At 43.1% G+C, this 25,493-nt stretch carries 20 protein-coding genes and 1 pseudogene; 12 read left to right on the top strand and 9 right to left on the bottom strand.

Annotation, left to right across the window (positions count from 1 at the left end; translation table 11 throughout):
* Positions 1-31: 31 nt before the first annotated feature.
* Complete coding sequence (locus JUE95_RS06575; RefSeq protein ID WP_203650119.1) at positions 32-808, top strand: acetoin reductase; 777 nt, start codon at positions 32-34, stop codon at positions 806-808.
* Between the two features lie 99 nt (positions 809-907).
* Here JUE95_RS06575 and JUE95_RS06570 read toward each other — a convergent pair whose 3' ends face one another.
* From JUE95_RS06570 to JUE95_RS06555, 4 genes are all read right to left on the bottom strand, one after another.
* A complete protein-coding gene (locus JUE95_RS06570; RefSeq protein ID WP_203650118.1) occupies positions 908-1,852 on the bottom strand; it encodes an NADP-dependent oxidoreductase in 945 nt (314 codons plus the stop codon).
* A 215-nt stretch (positions 1,853-2,067) separates the two neighbouring features.
* Complete coding sequence (gene greA / locus JUE95_RS06565) at positions 2,068-2,538, bottom strand: transcription elongation factor GreA (RefSeq protein WP_203650117.1); 471 nt, start codon at positions 2,536-2,538, stop codon at positions 2,068-2,070.
* Positions 2,539-2,552: 14 nt separating this feature from the next.
* Positions 2,553-3,107: a cysteine hydrolase family protein gene (locus JUE95_RS06560; RefSeq protein ID WP_203650116.1), complete on the bottom strand. Its 555-nt coding sequence runs from the start codon at positions 3,105-3,107 to the stop codon at positions 2,553-2,555.
* Between the two features lie 18 nt (positions 3,108-3,125).
* Positions 3,126-4,244, bottom strand: a complete 1,119-nt coding sequence (locus JUE95_RS06555; protein WP_203650115.1) for an aminotransferase — start codon at positions 4,242-4,244, stop codon at positions 3,126-3,128.
* A 151-nt stretch (positions 4,245-4,395) separates the two neighbouring features.
* On the opposite strand from JUE95_RS06555, the gene JUE95_RS06550 reads away from it, so the two are divergent.
* The 3 genes from JUE95_RS06550 (at position 4,396) to xylB (ending at position 8,728) form a co-directional block, all read left to right on the top strand.
* Entirely contained in the window at positions 4,396-5,580 is a 1,185-nt protein-coding gene (locus tag JUE95_RS06550; RefSeq protein WP_235995267.1) for an ROK family transcriptional regulator, read from the top strand.
* Positions 5,581-5,788: 208 nt separating this feature from the next.
* Positions 5,789-7,135 (top strand): xylose isomerase, encoded by a 1,347-nt coding sequence (gene xylA / locus JUE95_RS06545; protein ID WP_203650112.1) that lies wholly within the window; start codon positions 5,789-5,791, stop codon positions 7,133-7,135.
* Positions 7,136-7,219: 84 nt separating this feature from the next.
* Entirely contained in the window at positions 7,220-8,728 is a 1,509-nt protein-coding gene (gene xylB / locus JUE95_RS06540; RefSeq protein ID WP_203650111.1) for a xylulokinase, read from the top strand.
* Between the two features lie 150 nt (positions 8,729-8,878).
* Here the strand turns inward: xylB and yicI are convergent, their stop codons facing one another.
* Complete coding sequence (gene yicI, locus JUE95_RS06535; protein WP_203650110.1) at positions 8,879-11,158, bottom strand: alpha-xylosidase; 2,280 nt, start codon at positions 11,156-11,158, stop codon at positions 8,879-8,881.
* 270 nt (positions 11,159-11,428) lie between these two features.
* Between yicI and JUE95_RS06530 the strand changes: the two genes are divergently transcribed.
* The 6 genes from JUE95_RS06530 (at position 11,429) to JUE95_RS06505 (ending at position 17,463) form a co-directional block, all read left to right on the top strand.
* The gene (locus JUE95_RS06530; protein WP_203650109.1) at positions 11,429-12,829 is read left to right on the top strand and encodes an MFS transporter; all 1,401 of its coding nucleotides are present in this window, start codon (positions 11,429-11,431) and stop codon (positions 12,827-12,829) included.
* 22 nt (positions 12,830-12,851) lie between these two features.
* Positions 12,852-14,012, top strand: a complete 1,161-nt coding sequence (locus tag JUE95_RS06525; protein ID WP_203650108.1) for an ROK family transcriptional regulator — start codon at positions 12,852-12,854, stop codon at positions 14,010-14,012.
* A gap of 93 nt (positions 14,013-14,105) precedes the next feature.
* Positions 14,106-15,563, top strand: coding sequence for a 6-phospho-beta-glucosidase (locus JUE95_RS06520; protein WP_203650107.1), 1,458 nt, complete (start codon positions 14,106-14,108; stop codon positions 15,561-15,563).
* Complete coding sequence (locus JUE95_RS06515; RefSeq protein WP_235995265.1) at positions 15,538-16,449, top strand: ROK family protein; 912 nt, start codon at positions 15,538-15,540, stop codon at positions 16,447-16,449. Before JUE95_RS06520 ends, JUE95_RS06515 begins: the two co-directional genes overlap by 26 nt.
* 324 nt (positions 16,450-16,773) lie before the next feature.
* Entirely contained in the window at positions 16,774-17,010 is a 237-nt protein-coding gene (locus JUE95_RS06510; RefSeq protein WP_203650104.1) for a hypothetical protein, read from the top strand.
* A 75-nt stretch (positions 17,011-17,085) separates the two neighbouring features.
* Entirely contained in the window at positions 17,086-17,463 is a 378-nt protein-coding gene (locus JUE95_RS06505) for a hypothetical protein (protein ID WP_203650102.1), read from the top strand.
* A 51-nt stretch (positions 17,464-17,514) separates the two neighbouring features.
* On the opposite strand, the gene JUE95_RS06500 is transcribed toward JUE95_RS06505, so the two are convergent.
* The gene (locus JUE95_RS06500) at positions 17,515-18,000 is read right to left on the bottom strand and encodes a C39 family peptidase (protein ID WP_203650100.1); all 486 of its coding nucleotides are present in this window, start codon (positions 17,998-18,000) and stop codon (positions 17,515-17,517) included.
* Between the two features lie 214 nt (positions 18,001-18,214).
* On the opposite strand from JUE95_RS06500, the pseudogene JUE95_RS06495 reads away from it, so the two are divergent.
* Both JUE95_RS06495 and JUE95_RS06490 read left to right on the top strand, forming a co-directional pair.
* Positions 18,215-19,840, top strand: a pseudogene (locus JUE95_RS06495) (peptide ABC transporter substrate-binding protein).
* A 388-nt stretch (positions 19,841-20,228) separates the two neighbouring features.
* Positions 20,229-21,854 (top strand): peptide ABC transporter substrate-binding protein, encoded by a 1,626-nt coding sequence (locus JUE95_RS06490; protein WP_203650098.1) that lies wholly within the window; start codon positions 20,229-20,231, stop codon positions 21,852-21,854.
* Positions 21,855-21,925: 71 nt separating this feature from the next.
* On the opposite strand, the gene scrK is transcribed toward JUE95_RS06490, so the two are convergent.
* The 3 genes from scrK to JUE95_RS06475 all read right to left on the bottom strand — a co-directional run.
* Positions 21,926-22,828: a fructokinase ScrK gene (gene scrK, locus JUE95_RS06485; protein ID WP_203650097.1), complete on the bottom strand. Its 903-nt coding sequence runs from the start codon at positions 22,826-22,828 to the stop codon at positions 21,926-21,928.
* 276 nt (positions 22,829-23,104) lie between these two features.
* Entirely contained in the window at positions 23,105-24,562 is a 1,458-nt protein-coding gene (locus JUE95_RS06480; RefSeq protein ID WP_203650095.1) for an MFS transporter, read from the bottom strand.
* A gap of 153 nt (positions 24,563-24,715) precedes the next feature.
* Positions 24,716-25,493 (bottom strand): RNA-guided endonuclease InsQ/TnpB family protein (locus JUE95_RS06475; protein WP_203650093.1); only part of this gene is annotated, 778 nt, incomplete at its 5' end.

Genomic DNA, 25,493 nt, shown 5'->3' with positions numbered 1-25,493 from the left:
ATTATATAACAATTAGGAGCTGAGGTTAATCATGGCAAATCAAAAAGTCGCTTTAATTACAGGTGCCGGTCAAGGTATCGGTGAAGGTATCGCTTTACAACTCGCTAAAGATGGGTTCGCAGTTTCACTTGCTGGCCGTCATTTGGATAAGGTCCAAAAGGTCGCTGATCATATCAACGCTGATGGTGGCAAGGCAATTGCCATTGAAGCGGATGTTCAATACAAAAAACAAGTTTTTGATGCAGTTGCTAAGACTGTTTCAGAACTTGGTCAACTTGATGTTTTCGTTAACAATGCGGGGATTGCTCACGTCGCACAAGTTTGCCAAACTGAGGAAGAAGACTTAGATCGTCTTTTGGACATTAACGTTAAAGGGACTGTCTTTGGTATTCAAGCCGCAGCTGCTCAATTCAAGAAGCAGGGAACACCAGGTAAGATCATCAACGCTTCATCAGTTGCCGGTCATGAAGGCTTCGAATTATTAGGTGCCTACTCAGCAACTAAGTTCGCCATTCGTGGGATTACCCAGGCTGCCGCTAAAGAATTGGCACAAGACAAGATTACTGTTAACGCATATTGCCCAGGTATCGTGCTCACACCAATGTGGGATCAAATTGATGCCGAAATGGGTGAATTGCATAACGTTGCACCTGGTGAATCAATCAAAGCTTACCTTGATGGCATCGCATTAGGCCGTGGGGAAACACCAGCTGACGTTGCTAACTTAGTATCATTCTTAGCAAGCGAAAAAGCTGATTACATTACTGGTCAAGCTATCATGGTTGATGGTGGGATCGTTTACCGTTAAACCGGTATTTAAATTAAATAATTGAATAAGAAAGGGACAGCGGATTTTTACTAATTTGAAATCTGCTGTCCCTTTTTCTTTTAAACGAGTTCCTTTGATCTAATCCTTTACATGAATAACAAATTTGCCGGCCATGTGGTGACCTTCAACCATTTGCTGAGCTCGGATCAGATTATCAGCTGATCGCGGTAGGGTCTGCAGTTTGATTTGAAGTTTACCTGAGCTAACTAATTCGGCTAAACTGTCATACGTTGCGGTAGTGGCGTGCGTAAACTGAGATACAACGGTTTTGTCTGTTAAGTTGAGTTGTTCTTGAGTTGGCCGACCACCGACAGTCACCAATTTACCGCCTGATTTTAATACGGCTAAGCTATCGTCAATATCACCAGCAGTATCGAAGACTGCATCAACGTCTTTAAGTGATTTAACTGCCGTTCGGTCATGGTAGTCGATTACTTTGTCGGCACCCATTTTTTTCAATAGCTCATGGTGCGAGGGACTTGCTGTCGCAATTACTTTGGCACCTTGAACCTTAGCAATTTGAACCGCGAACAGTCCCACACCACCGGCGCCACCCTGAACTAAGACAGTTTCACCTTTTTTAACGCTGAGGTTGTCAATAATCGCTTGATAGGCCGTACCGCCAGCAATTGGTAATGCAGCAGCTTGATCAAAGGACAGAGCAGCTGGAATTTTGGCCATTGTTTCGGGTGAAGCGACAACGTAGCTGCCATATGAGCCGTTATTACTTGCGTGGTCGTAAGGCAGACTGCCAAAAACCCGGTCTCGGATCTGATATCCGGTAACGTTCTTACCAACTTTAATCACGGTTCCAGCAAAATCCCAGCCTAAAACTAACGGGAATTTCCAGTTGGCGGAAAATTGAGCTGGCAGCTTTCCCGAACGCGCAGCCACATCCATCGGATTAATACTGAAGGCGTTAACAGCAACCAATACAGTATCATCAGTGATTTGTGGTTGATCGAGTTCCGTTTCGTAAAACTCATCTGCTGAACCAAATTCTTTAATAACCAGTGCTTCCAAATTAAAGTCCTTCTTTCAGATAGTGATATCATTCACATCAACTTCATCGTAACACTGTAAACGTTTTAATACTTAATTTATCAGTATTTTAATCGAATTTTTAAAATAATATGATCTTTTAAATAAGTATATATTAGTAATAATTTCACATTAGTTAAAACGAAAAAACTCTCTATTCCATGGCTTTTAGAATAGGGAGCTTTTGTATTAATAAATTACGTTTTTTTCACCGATAATATCTTCACCTGATAACTGCCATTAGGTGAACTGATGGTAACAACATCATTCACCGTATGATTCAACAATGCCTGACCGATCGGAGATGACAGTGAAATCTTATTGTGTTCAATGTCAGCTTCAGGATTACCAACCAATTCAAAAGTTTCTTCAGATTGGTCATCCTGAAATTGCAGTGTGACGCTCTTACCGATTTCAATCACAGCGTTATCGGCAGGCTCGTACACCTGTGCGTAACGGAGCTGTTTCTTCAAATAACGTAAGCGACTTTCCAGATGGCGTAGATCACGCTTAGCTGCGCTATACTCAGCGTTTTCGGAAAGATCACCCAAGGCACGGGCATCTGAAAGGGCCTTGATTCGGCCTGGCCGTTCTTTTTTTACTGCTTCAATTTCAGCAGCAATCTTATCGTAGCCGGCCTGAGTGACTTTGTTAAAGTACGGTTGCATACAAAAACTCTTTTCTACTCAATTTTTGCCCCAAGGACGTGTTCGAAGTGGCCTAAGGCCCAGTCTTGCCCAGCTGGCGTCAGTGCAGCGACACCGCCCTTATGAACAACGATATTATAGTTTAAATTATATGCATCTACTGCGGTATGAAGGACACAAATATCGGTGCAGACACCAACTAAGTGTACAGTATCAACGTGACGTTCACGCAGACGGATGTCTAAATCAGTTCCCGCAAAAGCGCTGTAACGGGTTTTATCATACATATAGACTTTTTCGTCGTTTTGGTGTTCTTCAAACCATGGCTTAAGTTGACCGTAAAATTCTCGGCCCCAAGTACCCCGGACGTTATGCGTCGGGAATAGTTTAGTTTCAGGATGATACGGATCGTTTGGCTTGTGAACGTCAGTAGGTAAAATGACCCAGCTGCCGTCAGCTTCAAATTGATTGGCTAACTTAATAATCTCTGGTTCCAGAATCTGTCCCGGTTTGCCACAGGTAAGGGCACCATCATCGTGTACAAAATCGTTCGTATAATCAATAATGAGTAACGCTTCGTTTGCTGCCATTTCATTGCCTCCGAATGTTTAGTCAAATTGACGCAGAAATTCTGATAACTTACTAAGCCCCTTTTTCAAGGTAACTTCATCAGTACAATAACCCAGTCTGGCATGCCCTGGCAAGTCAAAACGCTCACCTGGAACCAATAAAACGCCGGTTTCTTTCAATAACCGAATGCAGAAACTCTCGGTAGGTTCTGGAATGTCTATTTTGATGCAGGAGGTCGACACGGCTTGAGGTAGTACGACACTGACACGGGGCTCGGAAGCCACCCAATTTTTTAGAATCTCCAGATTGTTTAAAATCAACTTGCGGTTACGGGCCAGTATCTGATCTTTATGTTGCAAAATATAAACTGCTAAAATATCGTTCCAGACGCCGCCGCAGATCATGGTGTAATCACGGTATTTTCTAAATAAATCAGAGATTTCGTCACTAGCTACCGTCCAGCCGATGCGGACTCCGGGGAATGAATAAGTTTTTGACAGGGAGTTAGTGGCAATCCCGCGGTCGTAAAGATCCACAATGGAAGTAAAGTGTTCGAAGTCGTCCAATGGCTGATAAACTTCATCAATTAAGATATACGCGCCAACCGTTTCTGCTAAATCGACGACTTGCTGCAAGAAGGCCTTATTTAGCAAAGTACCGGTTGGATTGTTGGCGTTGTTCAAACAAATCATTTTGGTGTTTGGCCGAATGAGCTGTTTGAGTTCATTAATGTCCGGATACCAGTTGTCCGCTTCGTGGATGTGCCAAAAGTCTACCTCAGCTCCCAGCGAGCGTGGAATATCGTACAACTGTTGATAGGAAGGGTATTCACTAATCACGTGGTCGCCGGGTTCGATCAGTGAATATAGCGCCAGGTGATTGGCACCGGTAGCGCCGTTCGTTTGCAAAACTTGATCAGGATTCACGTGGTCGTACAGCTTGCTTACCAGGGTTTTGAATTCTGGTGAACCCTCGATCCAGCCATAGTTCATCTTGGTGTGCAGTAACTGGTTGTAAAGAACACTTTCATCATCACCCGTCATTTTAAGCAATTCGGCAATGGTCATTGAATCGATCGTGCTTTGAGAAATATCATACTTAGCGCTTTTTTCCCACTGGTTAAGCCAGCTTTCAACGCCAAATTCTGCGATTTTCATAGGGAACTCCTTTTTACGATATTAATTATTATTAATGGTTGATTCTGGTTTTATTTTCAGGTAGATTAAAGAAAAATGAAAACGGCTGTTGTTGACCTTGTTAACATTAGTGTACAATAGAATGGGTTTTAGAGCTAAGGGAGGGACAAAATTGTCGAGTGCAATCCGCAACAGAATGCAGCTGCATCAGCAAAATATCCAGTCGGTTCTGGCTGAAGTTTTCAATCATCAACCGATTTCAAGAATCGAAATTTCACGAAATCTCGCACTCAACAAGTCGACGGTCTCCGCTCTGTACAGGGATTTAAAGGAACAGGGTTACGTTGAAGAGCTTGGTGAAGGTGACGCATCTAACGTAGGCGGCCGCAAGCCCGTATTGCTGGCAATCAACAGACGGTACGGTTACACGATGAACTTTGACTTTGGTTACCGTCATTTGCACGTGATGCAAAATAACTTGTCTGGTGATGTCCTTTCATACAAGCAGGTGAACGTTAAGGGACTGACCCTTAAACAAATTTTACCATTAATTAATGATGAATTAGCAAGTGTGTCAGCTAAGGATAACACAAGCCACGGGCTTTTAGGCATCAGTTTTGCCATTCACGGGACAGTTGATCACAATCAGGTAACTTATTCACCTTTCTTAGATATGGATCACGTTGATTTGGCTGACTATTATACGCAAGAATTTCAAGTTCCGGTATTGCTGGAAAACGAAGCCAACGTTTCGGCGGTCTATGAGCGTGATTTTAATAAGGCTAACGACCAGCTGAAGAACATGGTTACTATCAGTATTCACCGTGGGATCGGTGCCGGATTGATCATTAATCAAAAGCTGCATCGCGGTACTCATGGTGAAGCCGGTGAAATTGGCCGGTCTGTTTCCATTGATGGGCATTGGGATGGTGCGCCAAGGAAAGTGGAAGATTACTGTTCTGAAGATGCAGTTATTAACCAAATTCAGGATGAGAAGCACGCAACGAACATGACGCGAGATGATGTGGTCCGGCTATTCAATGAGGGTGACGAGGTGACTAAGTCAGCTTTGGCGGCCTTCGTAAAAAACGTTGCTGGAATCATTTATAATGCGGCGAATAATTACGATCCGGACATTGTTTTCCTGAATTCGCCACTTCTAGAAGAATTACCAGAGTTAGAGCCGCAGATCGAACAAGTTTATGCGAAAATGGCACCTTCAATATTGGTACCGATTAAATTAACCCAAAATTCCCACTACGCTACTTTGCTAGGTGGTTGCTCTCTTGTAACGCGTGAGGCGTTGGGAATGGAAGATGCTAAACTGAATTTTGAGGCTCAGACCTCTGTTCTGTAATTTGGATTCAGAATCATTTACAATGATTCTGAATTTTTTTTTACGCTTGTAAGCCTAATATAACAGGAATTGTCGTGGTTGAATGTGCGATTTTGACCGAGAGGGGCTTGTATTTTTAAATGTAAGCGCTATACTAATAAATGTGAGTTGGTTGTTTGAACAAACTAATCTAAACTGATTTGAATTAAAACTATTAGGAGGCTTCTTCATGGCTGAACAACTATGGGACATGGATAAGATTAAGTATGTTGGTAACTCTAATTTAAGTTCTGGTGCTGAATTTCACTATTACAACCCAGACGAAGTTATCGGCGGTAAGAAAATGCGTGACTGGCTACGGTTCGCCGTTGCATACTGGCACACATTTGATCAACGTTTGGTAGACCCATTCGGTGACGGAACTGCAATGCGTCCATACGACAAGTACACTGATCCAATGGACAACGCATTAGCTAAGGTTGATTACGCATTTGAATTTTACGACAAATTAGGTAATGACTTCCTTTGCTTCCATGATCGTGACTTAGCTCCAGAAGGCGACACATTACGTGAAACCAACAAGAACTTGGACAAAGTCGTTGACCGGATTGTTGAATATCAAAAGACAACTGGCATGAAGGTATTATGGAACACTTCGAACCTGTTCACTAACCCTCGTTTCGTTGCCGGTGCTGGTACTTCACCATATGCTGACATCTTTGCATACTCAGCTGCTCAGTTGAAGCACAGTTTGGAAATTGGTAAGCGTGTCGGTTCTGAAAACTACGTCTTCTGGGGTGGTCGTGAAGGTTACGAATCACTTTGGAACACTAACATGAAGTTGGAACAAGAACATGCTGCTAAGATGTTCCACATGGCTAAGGATTACGCTAACGAAATTGGCTTCGACGCACAAATGCTGCTCGAACCAAAGCCAAAGGAACCAACTACTCACCAATACGACTTTGATGCCGCAACCACTATCGCATTCATGAAGGAATACGATTTGGATAAAGACTTCAAGCTGAACTTGGAAGGCAACCATGCTAACTTGGCTGGTCACACTTACCAACACGAAATTCGTGTTGCTCGTGAAGCTGGCTTACTTGGTTCATTGGATGCTAACCAAGGTGACAAGTTGATTGGCTGGGATATTGATGAATATCCTTCAAACCTTTACGAAACAACTGCTGCAATGTACGAAGTTGTTGAAAACGGCGGTATCGGCCCTCGCGGTGGTTTGAACTTCGATGCTAAGCCTCGTCGTTCATCATTTGAAGCAAACGACTTATTCTACGGTCACATTGTAGGTATGGATAGCTTTGCTGCCGGCCTGCGTGTTGCTATGAAGATGAAGGAAGACGGCGTTCTTGATAACATCGTCAAGGAACGTTACAGCTCATACAATTCTGGCATTGGTGCCGACATCGAAAGTGGCAAGGCAACCTTCAAGACCCTTGAAGATTACTCACTTGACAAGACCCAAGCTGAATTACGTGCCGCAACTTCTTCAGATCACTTGGAACAAATCAAAGATACAATCAACCATTACATTGTTAATGTCTTAGGCAAATAATGTGATTTAAATGAAGCAGCCAGTGGACCGATTGTCTGCTGACTGCTTTTTTGGTTGGTATACTGGTTATAAAGGAGCTTAAATATGAATGAATATGTATTAGGGGTCGACTTGGGTACTAGTGCCGTTAAGGTATCAGCTATGAACCGTGACGGTGAAATTGTTGCCCAGCAAAGTTTTGACTACCCATTGATTCAATCACGTCCTGGTTATAGTGAACAGAACCCAGAAGACTGGGTATCTGGCACAACGGTAGCCATTGTCCGGTTGATTTTAGACGATCACATTAAGCCAGCTGAAATTTCTGGGATCAGTTTTTCTGGTCAAATGCACGGGTTAGTTTTACTCGATGCCAACAACCAAGTTCTGCGGCCGGCTATTCTCTGGAACGATACTCGAACATCTAAGCAGTGTCGTGAAATTGAGGATAAACTGGGTTCGGAATTCATCGATATTACTAAGAATAAGCCGCTTGAAGGATTTACGTTGCCTAAGATGCTTTGGGTTAAGGAAAATGAGCCAGACATCTGGTCGCAAGCAAAGACCTTCGTATTGCCAAAGGATTACGTTCGTTATCGGATGACCGGTAAGCTGGGAATGGATTACTCCGACGCTACTGGGACGGTGCTCTTAGACGTTAAGAACGGGCAATGGAGTCAAACCATTTGCGATGCCTTCGATATTCCAATGTCCATGTGCCCACCACTGATGAAGTCGATCGATTCAGCGGGAACGGTTTCTAGCAGTTATGCTGTCTTCTCAGGACTCGATACCCACACGAAAGTCTTTGGCGGTGCTGCTGATAACGCTGCCGGTGCTGTTGGTGCCGGGATCCTGTCGCCTAACATGGTACTTTCAAGTATCGGAACTTCAGGTGTTGTACTGAAGTACGAGGAAGATCCAACCGTTGATTATCACGGCGTGCTTCAATTTGAAGATCATGCTATTCCTGATTCTTATTACTCCATGGGCGTTACTTTGGCTGCCGGCTATTCATTAAACTGGTTCAAGCGGACCTTCGCCAAAGATGACTCATTCGATGATATGGTAGCGAGCGCTGCTGAATCGACCGTTGGTGCTAACGGGTTACTTTACACGCCATATATCGTCGGTGAACGGGCGCCTCACGCGGATGCTGATATTCGTGGGAGTTTTACCGGTGTTGATGGGACCCACAAGAAGACCGACTTTGTTCGGGCAGTTCTAGAAGGCATCATCTTCTCATTCAAAGACATCATGGATATCTACGATGAGAACGATAAGCAGTTTGATACCGTTGTTGCTATCGGCGGCGGTGCTAAGAGCCCGTTATGGCTTCAGATTCAAGCTGATATCTTTAATAAGAAGGTTGTTAGCTTAACTAACGAGCAGGGCCCTGGTATGGGTGCTGCGATGATTGCCGCTGTTGGCTTGGGCTGGTTTAAGAACTTCCAGGAGTGTGCTGAGAAGTTCGTGCACTTTGGTAAGACGTACATGCCAAACCCTGACAATGCTAAGAAGTACGATCAGCTGCACAAGATTTACGCGCAGGTTTATGATCAGACTAAGGAAATTAGCCAACAGTTGCTAGCTTATCGGCGTGAAAATAACTAAAATCGTTTAAGATTATATAACCCCGGCATGGTCATCTTTGAGTGACCACGCTGGGGTTATTTGTATACAATAGGCATATAGAATAGCACCCCCTCCAGGTTATGGAGAGGGTGCTATTGTGTGAGTTGAATTATTTATTTAACGAACAGTTTAAAGTGTGAAGTTACCTGAACCGCCGTTTAACTTAAACGTCTTAACTTCGCCATTAGCGTGGAAGTTAACGGTTGAAGTACCCTTCAGACCATCAGAGGTAACGGTTAACGTATTACCTTGACGTTGTGCTTTAACGCTGCCTGCAGGCTTACCCTTTTCATCAACGACTCGAGTAGTAGCGGTGTTGCCGTCTGCTAGTTCATAGATGTTGATGTCCGGAGCGTCCGTGTAGTCGTACTGTGCGTGTTCAGCGCCTGGGTGACGCAGGATAATACTGTTGTCTCTAGCCAAAACAGGTAAGTTGAGCATATCGTAATTTTCTGAGAACCACTGACCATGTTCAACGTGGTAACTCTTTTCAGTCAAGATATTGGTCCAATTACCTTCTGGCAGGTAATAGTTAACGTCGCCTTCAGCGTTGAAGACGGGTGCAACAATTAATTTGCTGCCTAGCATATATTGCTGTTCCAAATGATAGGTGTTGCGATCGTTTGTGTATTCGAGGAAGAGTGGTCGCATCAAAGGTGTACCAGTTTCATGAGTATTAACAGCCTCATCAAAGATATAAGGCATGAGTGAAAGCTTCAAGTTAACGAATTTGCGGGTATTGTCCACGGCTTCTTCGTCAAAGATCCACGGCACCTTGTATTGACCTGAACCATGATAACGAGAGTGGGAACTTAAGAGGCCAAATTGCGTCCAGCGCTTGTAAAGGTCTGGTGTAGCTTGTTCCTCAAACCCGCTAATATCATGAGCCCAGAAGCCAAAGCCTGAAAGCAAGAATGACAGACCACCGCGAAGTGAATCAGCCATTGACTTGTAGCGGCTTAGGCAATCGCCGCCCCAGTGTACTGGGAACTTCTGAGAGCCAGCAGTTGCTGAACGGGCAAATACGACGGCTTGGTCTTCGCCTTTTTCTTGTTTGATAATGTCGAAGACTGTTTGGTTGTATTGATAAGTGTAGTAGTTGTGTTCACGCTTAGGATCAGAACCATCATAGAAGACGGCATCTTCAACGGGAATCCGTTCACCAAAGTCGGTCTTAAAGCAATCCACACCCATGTCTAGTAAGTCTTTCAACTTGCTTTGGTACCACTTAACGGCAGCTGGGTTAGTGAAATCAACGAAGCCGTTACCAGCTTGCCAAAGATCCCATTGCCAAACGTTGCCATCTTGGCGCTTGATCAAATAACCGTTATCTCTTCCTTCTTTGAAGAGGGGCGACTTTTGAGCAATGTAAGGGTTTAACCAGACACAGACTTTCACACCGCGGTCGTGAATCTTCTTGATCAAACCTTCTGGATCTGGGAACTTTTCACGGTCCCAGAGTAACGTTGACCATTCAAAGCCCTTTTGCCAGAAGCAGTCAAAATGGAAGACATCCAACGGAATCTTACGCTTAGCCATGCCGTCAATGAACTTAAGAACCGTTTCTTCACTGTAATCAGTTGTAAATGAAGTTGATAACCAAAGACCAAACGTCCAAGCAGGTGGTAGTGAAACTTTACCAGTCAAACGGGTGTACTTATCGAGGACGCCTTTAGGGGTAGGCCCATCAATAACGTAGTACTGCATGGATTGACCTTCGATACTGAATTGTGTCCGGTCAACGTTTTCAGAAGCAACTTCAAACGAAACCGTTTCGGGTTGATCAACGAACACACCATAGCCTTCACTGCTTAAGTAGAAAGGAATGTTCTTGTAAGCTTGTTCAGAACCGGTACCGCCGTCTTTATTGACGATATCAACGGATTGACCGTTTTTAACGATGGAACCAAACCGTTCGCCAAGACCGTAGATCAATTCGTCAACGCCCATGGAGAGTTGCTCTCTCATGTAGGTTTTACCAGTTGACTTATCTAAAATGACACCTTCGGCCTTTTCCATTGATTTGGTAATGGTCTTACCATTGCGTTGGAAATCAAGTTCGAAGTGGCCCTTAAATGGTGCTTTAACAGCTAAATCACCTGATTGATAAGAAATTTCTTTATCGCCAGTAGTGATTTTTACATTTGGATGTTCATTTGCCAATTCAAATGATGGGCCTTTTTCAGGTTGATCAAAGTGAATTAATTTAACACCAATAACGCCTTCCATTGGAGAAGTTAATTCAATGGTTGACATCCCAAGGTTTAATTCATCGCCACGTTCATTAATGTACTTAAATGGGGCGTAAAGCGTTAATTTATCACCATCTTGCTTAACGTCGAAAACTTCTTTTGGCGACTGAATCTCATATTGAGGTCGGTCTAGCCAATAACCATTCGTAAACTTCATGAAAAAAGCACCTCTATTACGTTAGTTTAGAAATTGAACTTATTAATAATCGTGATTAGTGTAATTGAATTTAATGATTTTGTCAACGCTTTCATTACTTTAAAAATAATTAAACGAAACTAGTAACACCGTTATTATAGGAAATAATGATTTTTAAGTCTAATTTTGAAAGCCTCGGCCTATTGACAGGTGTAACCGGTTACAGTATTATTTAATTTGAAAATTGAATTTATTAATAATCACATCCTAATTAAATATGAGGTGCTAATTATGAGCCAAAATGTCTCAAAGACCGCAGAAGCGGCACCTGAAAAAAATCAGGTCCCTTGGAAAGAGCGGTTTTCTTATAGCTTAAGTGATTTTGCTTGTAACCTATCGTTTCAAATGGTTGGAACTTACTTAATGATTTTCTACACTGATACTTTCGGTATTAGTGCAGCCGCAGTTGGTACTTTGTTCTTAGTTGCCCGGATCGTGGATGCTTTTGATGGTCCATTCTGGGGAATTATGATCGATCATACCCATACTAAGTGGGGGAAGAGTCGGCCATACTGGTTATGGTTCTCAATCCCGTTTGCGGTTTTCTGTGTCCTCGTCTTTACGACACCCAACTTGAGTGTTACGGGTAAAATAATTTGGGCCTACATTACTTATATTGGCGTTGATGTGCTGTATTCAGCCGTCAACATTCCAATTACTTCAATCCTGCCATCATTAACAAGTAACCCTCAAGAACGTGTCACACTGTCAACCATTCGTCAATTCATGGGGACTGCCGGTGCCACGATTATTACTGGAATTACCTTAGGAATGGTTGCATTTTTAGGTGGTTCTACTACCAGCAAACGCGGCTGGTTCATTTGGGCATTGATTGTCGGCATTATCGTTGTCCTGATCTTTGCGGTCGTCTTCAAGAATACTCACGAACGGGTACAAACGAAGAGTTCTCGTCAATCTATTCCAATTAAAGAATCCCTTAAAGCACTGAAGAAAAACTGGCCATGGGCGATCATCATCTTCATCAACTTCATTTACTGGTTGGGGATGCAAACCCGTTCACAAGTTACGGTTTACTTCTTTAAGTACAACATGCACGATGCTGGTTTAGCTTCATTGGTACTGAGTTTGCAATTAGTTGCCTTAGTTGCCGTTGTCTTGACACCGTTGACTTCTAAATTAATTGGTAAGCGCAATACCATGTTAGGTGGGATGATCTTAGCCTGCGTTGGTCAACTTCTGTTGGACTTAGGTGCTTCACACTTAAGCGTTGGTATGATCGTCTTCGCAACTATCATCGGTTACCTTGGTACTGGTTACGTTTCAGGCTTGATTGCCGTTATGTTGGCCGATGCCGTTGATTATGGTGAATGGAAGAACGGGATCCGTGCAGAAGGTATCGTTACTTCATTCTCAAGCTTCTCAGCTAAGCTTGGTATGGGTATCGGCGGTGCCATTACTGGTGCCATCCTTTCTTCAACCGGTTACGTTGCAAACCACGCGCAAACTGCAACTGCTTTACACGGAATTGAAATGAATTACATTTGGGTACCGCTTCTCGGATTTGGACTATCCGCCATCGCATTATTGTTCTATCATGTAGATGGAATTGAAAAGAAGATGCAGAGTGATTTAGCAGCTAAGCATGCTAAAGAAAATGCAGAAGCAGAATAATGATGAGAAATGAGCGATTCGGATGATTATTAACAAAGACATTATGCGCGGCTATAATGAGCGCTCAGTACTGGCTGAGATCATTAATAACGGGCCATTATCACGGAATGAAATTTCCCAAAAGGTGGGCCTGAATAAGGTGACCGTGTCAGATATTGTTGGTCAGCTGTTAGAACGTCAGCTGGTAGAGAGCTTGGGTGAAGGGCACTCAAGTAACGGCAGCAGTGGTCGGAAACCCGAACTGGTGGAATATAACGCTGAGTTCGGATACACCGTGAATTTCAGTATTTCAGGCACTCAAATTGAAATGTTAGCGACTAAATTTGATGGTCGGGTGCTGGAATATAATGTCGAGCAAATTAATCATCAGCCGATATCGGTTATTTTAAAGAAAATGGATGATCTCATAGCCCAATTGCCAGACTTTCACTTTGTTAATGGCTTACAGGCTATCTCAATCGCGGTCTTTGGCGTGGTCTATGAGAACGAAATCCTCAATTCGGATTTTATTGATTACGATGACGTTAACCTCGTCGACTATTTTCGGGATCAGTACCACGTGCCGGTGATCGTCGAAAATGAGGCTAACCTGTCAGCAATTTTTGAAGAGGATTATAGTAAGCAGGAATTACAAAATCTGGTTTCCATCAGTATTCACGAAGGCGTTGGTGCCGGCGTGATTATTGACGCACACCTCTATACTGGCAATTATGGTCAGGCGGGTGAGATTGGTCGGATGCTGATTCCGGATTCAGGTAAGAGTCAGGAACGGTTAGCAAAATTGCCGACCCTTGAGTCAGAATGGTCGCTGAATGCAATCATTAATAAAGCCTGCGTCATTAAGCGAAATAAGGATTATAATCTGACAATGCTTATTGAAGATTATAAGAATCATGATGAACAGGTATCGAAGTTAATCGATTCATTCTGCTACTACCTGGCAATCGTCACCAGCCATTTGATTTCTGCTTATGATCCGCAAATGATCTTCTATAATTCACCGTTAATCGATAGTCTGCCAGAAATTTTGAAGAACGTGCAAATGAAACTCACCTTTTTACCGTTAGTGCCACCGTTAGTAATGTCAAAAGACGTTCATTACGCCACGCTACTTGGCGGTGCTTCAATGGCAATTCACAGCGTTCTTCACATGAATGGGACAAGACTGATCCTTCATCATTAATCAATCGGATAATCTAATCGTTTAAGGAGTTCAAATACCCACATGAGATAGGTATTTGGGCTCCTTTTGTTTATTAATTAGGAGGAAATAAATATGCAAGTACCAAAGGACTTTTTATGGGGTGGCGCGATTGCTGCTCACCAAGCTGAAGGCGCTTATAACGTCGATGGAAAAGGACTCAGTGTCGCGGATGTGATGACGGCTGCCGGTAATTTTGACGAGCGGCGGATAACCGATGGCGTTGAAGCCGGTGAATTTTACCCGAATCACGAGGGCATCGACTTTTACCATCAATTTCCAGCAGACGTGAAGTTATTTGCGGAAATGGGTTTTAAGTGTTTCCGAACCTCCATTGCCTGGTCAAGAATCTTTCCTAACGGTGATGAGGCAAAACCCAATGAAGCTGGATTAAAGTTTTATGATCGACTGTTCGATGAGTGCCACAAGTACCATATTGAACCGGTGGTGACACTGTCACACTTTGAAATGCCCTATCACTTAGTAACGGAATACGGTGGTTTTCGCAGCCGGAAAGTATTGGATTGCTTCGTTAAATTTGCGAAGACGGTTATTACCCGCTACCAGCAAAAAGTTAAATACTGGCTGACCTTTAACGAAATCAATAACCAAACGAACTACGACCGTGCGTTTACGTTATTTACCAACTCTGGTGTTCAAATTCATAAGGGGGAGAACGCTGAAGCGGTGATGTATCAAGCAGCTCATTACGAAGTGGTTGCCAGTGCCCAGGTGGTAAAGTTTGCTCATGAATTGAACCCTGATTTATTAATTGGTGCCATGGTGGCCTTTTCGCCAGTTTACCCGGCAACTGATAAACCAGATGATATACTGAAGGCCCAACGAGCGATGCAGGCGAGATTCTGGTTTTCGGATGTCCAAGTAGAGGGGCGTTATCCTAATTGGTTACGCAAGTATCAGGCTGCCAAAAAGTTTAATTTGGATATTACGGCGGAAGATCTGGCCGTTCTGAAACAGGGTAAAGTTGACTACCTCGGTTTTAGCTACTATATGTCATTTGCGACGGCAGCACGGCCGGGTGAAGATGAGTACTATTCTTATAACGAAGCGAATGACCTCGTTGAAAACAAGTACGTGCCAAAGTCAGACTGGGGCTGGCAAGTTGATCCTAAGGGGTTGCGCTACGCTCTCAACTGGATGAATGACCGCTACCATTTACCATTATTCATCGTTGAAAATGGCATTGGCGCAATCGATCAGCTGGAAGCAGACGATCAAATCCACGATGATTACCGGATTAAGTATCTGCGGGATCACATCAAGCAGATGGAACTGGCGATAAACGATGACGGAATAGACGTGATGGGCTATACGCCTTGGAGCGCCATTGATATTGTTTCCGCCAGTACCGGCCAGTTATCCAAACGTTACGGTTTTATTTATGTTGATCGCGATGATGACGGCAGCGGCTCTTTGAAGCGATACCGTAAAGATTCCTTTTACTGGTACCAAAAAGTGATTGCAACTCAGGGCGAGAAATTAGGTGATGAAAATGCTGACGGTGCAAAATGACAGTGGTTTACTAGCAGTGGATATCGGTGGAACGTCCGTTAAATACGGGTACTGGGATCAGCAGCGGATGACTAAGCTGGGAAAGTTTAAGACACCGAAAACTTGGTCCGAAATGTTAACGCAGTTACTGAGGTTACCCGAACAGCTTAATCGACCGATTCATGGCGTTGCCATCAGTTTACCCGGAAGTGTAAATGTTAGTGAGGGCAAGATTTCTGGAACGACCGCAGTTCCGTATTTAACCGGCTTTCCAATTCGTGAAGCACTCAGCGATGGGTTTAAGTTACCGGTTACGATTCAAAATGACGCGAACTGTGCCGGGTTGGCAGAAGCCTGGATCGGTAACGCCAAAGATGTTTCTTCAGTTTCGTTACTGGTTATTGGTACCGGAATTGGCGGCAGCATTATTCAGGACGGTAAGCTTTTGACCGGGCGTGATAATTTTATGGGTGAGTTTGGTTACAGCATTATGGATGGTCACGATAGGACCTTGAGTGACCTGGCCAGCCCGGTGAAAATGGCGAACCGGTATACCCAAGCCAGTCATTCAGTCGAAACGGTAGAAGCACCGCAGATTTTTGAACGCGCTAAAACGGGTGACTTATTAGCAAATGATTGCATCAACAATATGCTGCATTGGGTAAGCTTGGCTGCCTATAATTTAATTACCAGTTTTAATCCCGATCGATTGTTAATAGGCGGGGGGATATCGGTTCGAGACGACTTCTTAAAGATGCTTCGAGAACGGGTACGTGCCCTTTTGATGCAAAAAAGTGCGACCGTTACAACCGATATTGACCGTTGCCGGTTTTGTAACGAATCCAATCTCATTGGAGCAGTTGCACAGTTTTTAAGTGAATATCCGGAACTTTCAATTGCTAAGTAAGCTGTTTCAGTTAAAAAAGCAATCACATTTTCTGTGGTTGCTTTTTGCTTGTTTAACAGTTTCATAAAAGTATTTAAATTTAAATTAAAGATGGGCGATGTCTTATAGCATTTTTAGTTCATGGTAGTATACTTTGTGCATTAGTGAGTTTGTAGAAAGAAGGGGAGCTATATCAATACTACGCTTGTCTTTCAGCTGCCAGTTTATATTGACTGGCTCGACCGTCATAATCAGCGTCATATCACCACTGGTACTCAGCTGGAGTTTGCGATTCATGAGCTGCTGCTTTCGCAAAGTCCGTGGACGGATGAGTGGCATACTGATGTGCCCTATACTGCTGGTAATGAAAAGGGAACGGCGCGCCTGGCCGCGGTGCGTGCGGACCATAAGCATCACCGAGCGATTTTAACGATTCAATATCATCAGCCGGCAATGAACGGCTACGACGTGGGTCAGTTAGCGGAAATCGTTGCCGTTTTTCTTAAAACGGTCATGAATCGTTTCTGCCAGCGGACGGTATTTGGTGTTCAAAACGCGCGTCTAGCGATTCGGATTGCTTAACTCCCGACTTTTTAAAACTCACTGGTAACAAGGAATTTAATGAATTTAAATAAAAAATCTGGAAGTGATTTATAGATGCCTCAACCTAACATGGAACCCGAAGAAATTATCGAGAAATTCGGTTTACCATCATCTGAGGATATCATCAAAGCAATGGGAGTTTCTCCAGATGTGCTGGATAAGGAAGTAGCTTGCACCAAGGACTATCAAAAACAGGGCAATAATCCGCCAAGTTACGTAAGCGTGCGCAGTTTCAGCGAACTCCTTGAAGATGAATACGATGGTTTTGTACAGCTGCTATACCAAAAGGGTGAAACTGAGATTGCTTATGACGATCTGTTAGCTTCATTCAAGCAACAGCTGAATCAGCATTTAGCGAACTACGTGGTTGTGAAAAATACGGGTCGCGCTTATTTAGCTGATGAAAATGACCAAACAGCTTTAAAAGTATAAAAGAAGAACCGTTGATAACTGCCGATTGTGACAGCTGATCAACGGTTCTTTTTAAATTGTTATTGCCCGATTATTCAAATGAGCACGAATTTCAGCAAATTGCTGATTGGATAACTTTTCAGTTTTAGCCGTCCAGCAGTCATTTACGATGACGGCATTGTCGTCATAGCCGATCATGGTCAGCGCGTGAGTGTGGAAGCCATCAAACTCACCAACCCAAACGACTACTGGATGGTCCAGATCAATTTGGGCTTTTAGGGTTGATAAGTCAGCTCCGGTCAGGTCAGTCCCGTGACCGGCGTATTTAGTGATTAAATCCATGAGGGCTGGGGGATAGATGCTGTTGCCGTTTTCCGTAAACGGGTCACCTACAAAGCCTTTGTTGCAGTCAGCTGTATCATAGGGCATTTCCTTGGCGAGCTGAACTTTATTTACCTGTGCACCAGCATACTGCAGCATCATGGTGACCGCGGTGATTTCACAGCCGGTGGGTAATTCTGGTCGCTGGGGAATAAGGGGAACTTTTAGTTTTCTCATTTATTTGCAACCTTTCCTTTTTTATGAGCATAACAGAAAATTGATGGTTGATACAAGTAATACTGATTTTTAGGTGCTTAGCGGTATCTCACACACCTGATAATAAGTATAATAATTAAGCAGGCATTAAATAAATATGTGTATTTACTCATAAATGTGATAAAATATGAGTAACGTTGTTGTTGATTTGATGAGTGTCTAGGAGGAAAAGGATATGAAGTTCAGTCCAAAATGGGCAGTAACTGCTAGCCTAGCAAGTCTAGCGTTAATACTCAGTGCGTGTGGCTCGAGTAACAGTTCGAGCAAGAAACAGACGTTTACAATGCCAACCGACAGTGAATTATCAACAATTGATTTGTCAAAATCCACTGCGTTAGGTACGTTTGACATGTTGAATAACACCAATGAAGGGCTATACCGTTTAGGGAACAATAGTAAACCTGAAACGGCATTGGCTACCAAGATGACACAGACGAATAATGGCCGTCATTACGTGATTGACCTGCGCCATAATACTAAGTGGAGTAACGGTGATACTGTGACTGCTAAAGACTTCGTTTATTCTTGGCAGCGGACAGTTAATCCGAAGACCGCGTCACAGTACTCATAACTGTTTAGCGGCATCAAGAACGCGGATGCCATTTCCAAGGGTAAAAAAGCGCCTGATACCCTGGGAATTAAAGCTACTGGTAAGTATCAGCTAACCATTGATTTGGATTATCAAATTCCATACTTCAAGTTGTTACTTGGGTTCCCAGTATTCTATCCGCAAAACCAAAAGATTGTTGATAAATACGGCAATGGTTACGGGACTAGAAGTGACCGAATGGTCTACAACGGACCGTATAAGCTTACTCATTGGAACGGGACTGGTACGACCTGGACACTGACCAAGAACAACACTTATTGGGATAAGAAAGCCGTTAAGATGAGTGCCATCAAGTATCAGGTCGTTAAGGACAACCAGACGGCCTTGAACCAGTATAATTCTAAGAAGCTGATTGGTGCGCCATTGACAGGGAACCAAGCTAAAAACCTTAAGCATAACAAGGACTTAATTGCTCGGCCACAATCCAGCAGCTACTACCTTGCTTTGAACCAGCACATGAAGTTATTCAAGAACCTGAAAATTCGTGAAGCTATGTCCATGGCAATCGATCGTCAGCAGATCACGAAGAAGGTTCTTGGTGACGGTTCAATTGTTGACAACAGCTTTGTTTCTAAGGGATTAGCTACCAACCCTAAGACTGGTAAGGACTTTACTGAAGATACCACTGCGCCGGCCTCTATGAAATATAATCCAGCTCAAGCGAAAAAACTCTGGCAACAGGGACTTAAGGAGACTGGAATTACTAACCCTAAGTTCACTATTTTAGGTTCTGATACTGACGCTGGTAAGAAGATTACAGAATATCTGCAAAACTCCTTTGAAAAGAACCTGCCAGGGTTAAAGGTTTCCGTTTCGAATATTCCGTTCCGTACCGAATTGGCTCGGCAAGCTTCACGTAACTACCAAGTGACGTTTGCTAGCTGGTTCGCGGACTTCTCAGATCCAATCACGTTCTTGAATATCTACACCAAGAACAACCCAAGCAACATTTCCGATTGGTCTAACAGTACGTACGATCAGTTGATCAAAGCTTCCTCAACAACGGATGCTAATAAGCCAGAGCAACGTTGGGACGATTTGGTCAAGGCCCAAAACATCCTGTTGAAGGATCAGGGGATTACCCCACTGTATCAATCTTCAGCACCATGGCTCTTTAACCAGAACGTGAAGAACGTGGTTTACAACTCTGCTGGTGCAAACTACAACTTTAAGACGACTTATATCAAGTAATGGATAACTAATAACCAATTTAAAGTGCGTCACAATAGTTAATTTTCTTACTATTGTGACGCACTTTTGTGACGCACTTTTTTTGTATCTCTAGTTGGCATCATCAGATGTATATTGAACAGTTTAAAAATGAATATTTTTTAGAATATATGCAAATAGAAATCCTATTTCTCATTTTGCTTTAATTTTAATTAATAAGGAAAAAATTCTAGATGCTTGTGAAATTGTATAAACCCTATTTTAACAGGGATAATTAGGCCTATAATCATTACTTTAGAAAACGTAACATTAAAGAAATATTAAAATAATATGTGTATTTACTCATAGTTGTGATAGAATATGAGTAATCGTTGTTGTCCTTTAGTTGAGTTGACTGGGAGGAAAGAATATGGGATTTAATCGAAAATGGGCGATTATCGCTAGTTTAGCAGGCTTAGCGTTAATGCTCAGTGCTTGTGGTTCAAGTAGCAGTTCGAGTAAGAAACAGACGTTCACGATGCCCGCTGATAGTGAGTTGTCAACTATGGATCTTTCAAAATCCACTGCCTTGGCGACCTTTGATACTTTAAATAATACGAATGAAGGGCTGTACCGCTTGGGAGCACATAGTAAACCGGAGGCGGGGCTAGCAACCAAGTTGACCGAGTCTAATAATGGCCGCCATTATGTGATCGATATCCGCCATAATACCAAGTGGAGTAATGGTGATACGCTGACCGCTAAGGATTTCGTTTATTCTTGGCAGCGAACCGTCAACCCCAAAACGGCTTCTCAGTACTCGTATTTGTTCAGCGGTATCAAGAATGCCGATGCGATTACCAAAGGTAAAAAAGCGCCAGATACTTTGGGGATTAAAACTACTGGCAAGTATCAGTTAACCATTGATCTGGATCAGCAAATTCCATATTTCAAGCTGTTACTTGGTTTCCCAGTTTTCTATCCGCAAGATCAAAAAGTGGTCGAAAAATATGGTGACGGGTATGGTACACGAAGCAATCGGATGGTATACGATGGGCCGTTCAAGTTAACTAAATGGAATGGAACTGGGACGACCTGGAGCCTTGTGAAGAACGATCATTATTGGGATAAGAAAGCCGTTAAGATGAGTGTTATCAAGTACCAAGTTGTTAAAGACAGTCAGACGGCTTTGAATCAATATAATTCCAAGAAATTGATCGGTGCGCCACTAACTGGCCCTCAAGCGAAGAACCTTAAGCACAATAAAGATTTGGTTTCACGGCCTCAGTCATGTGCCTATTACCTCGCTTTGAATCAACACATGAAGTTATTCAAGAATTTAAAGATTCGTGAAGCGATTTCCATGGCCGTAAATCGTCAGCAGATCACTAAGAAGGTCCTTGGTGATGGGTCATTCGTCAATAACAGTTTCGTTTCCAAAGGGTTAGCGACTAACCCCAAAACTGGTAAGGACTTTACCGCAGATACCACAGCGCCTGCTTCCATGAAATACGATCCGGCTAAAGCGAAGTCGCTGTGGCAGCAAGGATTGAAAGAAACCGGCACTACTAATCCTAAATTTACCATTATGTGCGGTGACAGTGAGGCTACTAAACAGGTGAGTGAGTATCTGCAAAGCGCTCTCGAAAAGCATTTACCAGGGCTGAAGGTCACGATTTCCAGCATTCCGCCACGGACAGTATTGGCACGGCAAGCAAGTCGGCAATATCAAGTGACGATGGCTGACTGGTTTGCGGACTTCTCAGACCCGATCACGTTCTTGAACATTTACACGACTCACAACCCAAGCAACATTTCCGATTGGTCTAACAGCACTTACGACCAGTTGATCAAAGCTTCGTCCACCACGGATGCTAACAAGCCAGAGCAACGTTGGGACGATATGGTTAAGGCGCAAAATATCCTGTTGAAGGATCAGGGAATCACACCACTGTATCAATCGGCGGCACCATGGTTATTTAACCGGAACGTGAAGAACTTTGTTTACAACTCAGCTGGCGCTAACTATAACTTTAAGACGACTTATGTTAAGTGATTTGAATTAATCAATATCATTAAAAGCAGCAACCGATTTCCCATTCTCGGAAAATCGGTTGCTGCTTTAGTTTATGCATTGGGTTGCTGGTTACTTTTTAATTGTTTAGTTTCTCGATATGCTAACGCAAAATTTCCAATGGTTGCTGACCCGTTGTTTGGGGCGAGCGGCATGGTAATGTAATCCGCCAGATTGCCGACATCTTGGTAACCGTTCATCAGTACCGCAAACTCATGACGAATTTTTTTCAGAAAGGTTTCGCTAACTACGCCGCCGCCAAACACAATTTTCTGCGGGCGGATGTGCAGTGTTGTTTGCAAAGCAGCTTGAGCCACGTAATAAGCCATGATATCCCACACGTGATCAGTCAAAGGAATGTCTTGACCCTTGCGACCGGTTCGGGCTTCAAAAGTTGGTCCGGCTACTAAACCTTCCAAGCAGTCGCCATGATAGGGGCAAATACCTTTGAAATCTAAGTCATCAGGATGACGTTTTAACCGAACGTGACCAACCTCGGGATGCCCTAAAGTGCCGATAAACTTACCGTCCAAAACTGTCCCAGCACCGACACCAGTCCCAATCGTGTAATACGTTAGTGCGGAGAGCCGCGCGTTCGATGCCGTAGCTAAGATGTATTCACCATACGCCGAACCGTTTACGTCACTGGTCCAGTAGATTGGGAGATCAAAGGCTGCTTTCAGCACGCCTAAGAAATCGGTGTGCGACCAGCCGGCTTTGGGCGTGTCGGTGACGTAACCATACCATTTTGAATTTCTGCGAATCTCGATTGGACCGAATGAGGCAACTGAAATTGCCTGTAAGTCAGTAAAACGCTTAAAGAAATCAATTGATTTCTGAATGGTTTCTTCGGGTGATGTTGTTGGGTATTGAATCTGTTCTTTAACTTGATAGTTTTCGTCACCAACAGCACAAACGAATTTGGTGCCGCCGGCTTCGATACTTCCTAATAGCATTTTATTCACCACTTTACAGAATTAATTAAACACAGTTAAAACATGTACAATAACTAATTTAGCATGTTGTTCTGATTAAGGGAAAACAATTCTGAAATTTTTCGTCAGCAATAAAAATAGCCGCGAGATTAAATTTAATCTCGTAGCTATTTTAGTTGTCAGCATACTATATTTGAAGGGGCGATATACCGCGCTTTTAAAAAGAGGAAGGATAGTTTGAAAAAATATATGAATGTTGGTCAATAATAGCGGTTTATATTAATAATGAAATACTATCTATGACGCATCTCCAGTTGCTTTAGTCGCTTCTGTTTGCAGCCCGTTAGCAACTGCAGGATTGTCAACGTCAGCAGATTGGTCGTCTTCTTGATCAAGCTTAGCAGCCCGTTCATCCAAGATTTTACGGCAATTGCGGAAGTCGTCTTCGTTATAGTCGTAACCTTTCAGAACCCACAGCCGAAGGAGTGAACCTAAAGCTGGCAAAATTGAAATGATGATGAATAGACCAGTTAAAGTGCTAGAAGATTGTGCAGTGTTCGGTTGATAGCTAATGAATGATAGGATCAAACCAGTAGTTGCACCAGCAAAGGCAATGGCTAATTTGCTGGCGAAGGTTTGACCACCGAATACGATAGCTTCACAACGCTTACCAGTCTTAACTTCAGTGTATTCAACAGTTTCGGATAACATGGCAACCGTGATTGGACCAGTCAAGCCATAGATACATTGCGTAACGGTCAATAGGATGAAGACAAGGGTGACATTCTTGTAACCAAGTGCGAAGAAAATAACCCGGAAGATAATATCAGAAATAAGTAAAAATCTAAGAATTTGAAGCTTCTTAAAGTATCTTGTAATGAACGGAATAACTAAGAAAGTAATGGCGCTAAATGTACCGATAACACCGAAGATACTCATAAATTTAGCGTTACCCAAGTTGTAGGTAAAGAAGTAAATGATGATGCAGTTGACGATTTCCATGAAAATCTTTAGCAACATGATGAGTAACATTTTAAGCAAGTATTTGTTTGCTTTGACAGCCATGATAATGTCATGAGTAGTGATCTTTTCAGATTTAGATGATGGCTTGACCCGTTCTTTTGTGAACCGATAGCCGATTTGCATGAAGACAAAACCAATGATCATCAAGATCATAATACTGATCAAGTAGCTGGTAGCAGGCGTCTGGTTATTTTTAAAGTAGGCCAGCATGAATGGTAAGACAATAGCGACCATGCCGCCTCCGGCAGAAACCCCTAGACTAGCAGTGGTAACCAAGTTAGTCCGCTTACGGCTGTCCTTAGTCATAACCGTAGACATTGACCAGAAAGGAATATCAGAAAAGGCGTAAGTGGTGCCCCATAAGATGTATGAAGCAGCAGCGTAGGCAATCTTCCCGGTCATACTGATACTAGGCGTGAAGAAGCACGCGATGGTTGATACCACAATAAAGATTGGGGCGATCTTCATGTATTTACGGAACTTGCCATGGGTGTTACGGCCTTTATCCATAAATCCTGAGACAATGGGATCGAAAACGGCATCCCAAACACGGGCGATTAAGAAGATTGCACTGGCAATGACAGAAGCAATGCCGACAACATCCGTGTAGTAAATCAAAATGAAACTACCAACAATACCATAACTAAAACATTGACCAAAACCGTAAAGGAAGTACGCCAAGAATTCGCTTGGCGCTACCTTTTCGGCAACTGCGTCCACTTTATCTTTCATCTCAAACTCCTGCTACTGATAACTTATAAGAAGTTATAGATTATTCTTGCTTCTTTCTATCCTGCCTCGTATAAAGCTTACTAATACAGTTGATATGATAGTCCACAAGCGTTAATTCCCGGCTAGCCACCGGTACATGCTTTGAAGCCTGTTTTAGTAGGCTAATTCAAAGTTTTCAGTATCCCTGATATTCAGGGCCGCATTAATATCTCGATCTTCGGTATAATCACAGTTTTGACATTCATACACTCGATCTTGCAGCTTTAAATCAACTTTTTTATAGCCACATTGATGGCATAACTTAGAAGTCGGTTCAAATCGGCCAGTTAAGTGCACCGGAATGCCTAACCGCTGGCATTTAGCAATCAGTTTAAGCCGAAAGTTATAGAAGCCTTGGTAACTGATTGCTTTGGCTAAATGCCGATTTTTCATCATACCTTTAACATTCAAGTCTTCTAAGGCTACCCACCGCGGTTTGGCTCTCACCGCAGTGGCAATAATCTTATTTTGATAGTCTGATTGAATGTTGGTTAATCGTTGATACAAGCGTTGTACTTTCCGCTGAGTTTTGGCTAGATTTAAATCAGTAGCAGATCTCCCTTCTTTCTGTTTTCTAGCTTTCAGCGTGCGATGCTGACGGGACAACTTTCTTTGCAGCCGGCGCAGGCGTTTTCTGATGCGCCTTACCCGGCTACTTTTATTCTGATTATGATACAAAGTACCATCATTCAGAATGGCAAATTCTTTTAGGCCAAGGTCAATTCCAACAGGCTCACCCGTTAATTCTAACTTTGGCAGTTCGGCCTGTTCCACTAAACAGGTCAAATAATACTTACCAGCCTTGCATTTGATTCGGCCTTGTTTGATCACAAAATGTTCTGAGTCTGTAGGAATGTAGCCAAACTCTTTCAAACGGACCCAGCCAAGCTTG

Origin of the sequence: Secundilactobacillus yichangensis (assembly GCF_016861565.1) — a bacterium.
GTDB classification, from domain to species: Bacteria; Bacillota; Bacilli; order Lactobacillales; family Lactobacillaceae; genus Secundilactobacillus; species Secundilactobacillus yichangensis.
This window is presented reverse-complemented; position numbering and strand designations above follow the sequence as displayed.